1 protein-coding gene and 1 pseudogene are annotated in these 1,314 nt (G+C 30.4%); both read left to right on the plus strand.

What is annotated here, in order from left to right; translation table 11 throughout:
- Positions 1 to 339: 339 nt before the first annotated feature.
- The gene (locus tag AX762_RS12255) at positions 340 to 903 is read left to right on the plus strand and encodes a recombinase family protein (RefSeq protein ID WP_071849393.1); all 564 of its coding nucleotides are present in this window, start codon (positions 340 to 342) and stop codon (positions 901 to 903) included.
- Positions 904 to 1,073: 170 nt separating this feature from the next.
- Positions 1,074 to 1,314 (plus strand): annotated as a pseudogene (locus AX762_RS13480) (DUF2513 domain-containing protein); the annotation flags it as partial.

A 1,314-nucleotide genomic window follows, 5' to 3' on the forward strand; every position in this document is an offset into this window, starting at 1 on the left:
AATAACTAAACACAACATATTATGTTTTGTTTGATTTATTAAGATTAGTTAAATATATTTTATTATAATTTTTTTAAAAGTCATTCAAAAGATATAAAAATAACTATTCCCAAAAACGAGTGTTTTTGGGAACCTCCTTTTGTAGAAAGAAACATAATCAAAAAACCTTATATAATCCACTTTCCTCGGATTACCAAAATCAATGTCCATAATCATTACCAAATACCCTTACATTTAAACACGTAAATGGTATAATAAAAAAGAGTTTTATTATACAAACTAATCTATGAATTTATTTCAATATATTATATAGAAGGAATAGTGTTAAGGAGTGAAATGATGAAAATTGCTTATGCTAGAGTATCGACAGACAAACAAGAACTTCATCGTCAACTAGACGCTTTAGAAAAAGTTGGTTACGATAAACTTATACAAGAAAAATTTACCGGTACACAAAAAAACCGCGCAGGATTAGATACTTTATTTAATAGTGTCCGATCTGGGGATACCGTTATTATTGAATCAATTAGTCGCTTAGGTAGGAAAACGCTAGACATCCTTTCTACTGTTGAAGATCTGAAAGAACAAGGTGTAGAAGTTGTATCATTGAAAGAGAACCTAGATACATCTACACCAACCGGCCAGGCCATGTTTCAGATGATGGCTGTGATTGCTCAGCTGGAACGCGATCTGACTGTACAGCGTGTAAATGAAGGCTTAGCGTCTGCTAAAGCACGTGGTGTGAAACTTGGTAGACCGACAATGGATAAACAAAAGGTAAAAGATGCCTTAAGCTTATATGATTCTGGTCAATATTCAGTTAAAGACATTATACGGATTACTGGTATTTCGCAAGGTTCACTATATAGGAAGATAAAAGAGAGAGAATCGAAAAAATTTTAACTAACAAAATGAAATTAGAATAAAGACTATCGTATAATTAGTACCTGTACACATATGGAAAAAGAGAATAATCATAGCTAATAAGAATTATTAAACACACTTAAGTAATTAGAACAGAAATACATTTAGTATAAAAAAAAGGAGATATGTGAATGTAACTTAATAAGGACTGTGTTAGAGATATCTTACTTGTCATAGAAACTCAGAATGATGAGCCTATATTTCATGAAAAATTTCTTAATATTCAAGAATCACGAAAATATTCTAACGAAGTAGTTATCTATACTGCTAAGAAACCACATGAAGCTGGTTATATAAATGGAGATTTTACAATTTACTACGACAATAGTATTGAGTTAGTAATTGATTCAATTTCATGGAATGGACATATGTATTTAGATAATATAAGGG

The organism is Alkalibacterium sp. 20 (assembly GCF_001885615.1).
GTDB lineage: Bacteria > Bacillota > Bacilli > Lactobacillales > Carnobacteriaceae_A > Alkalibacterium.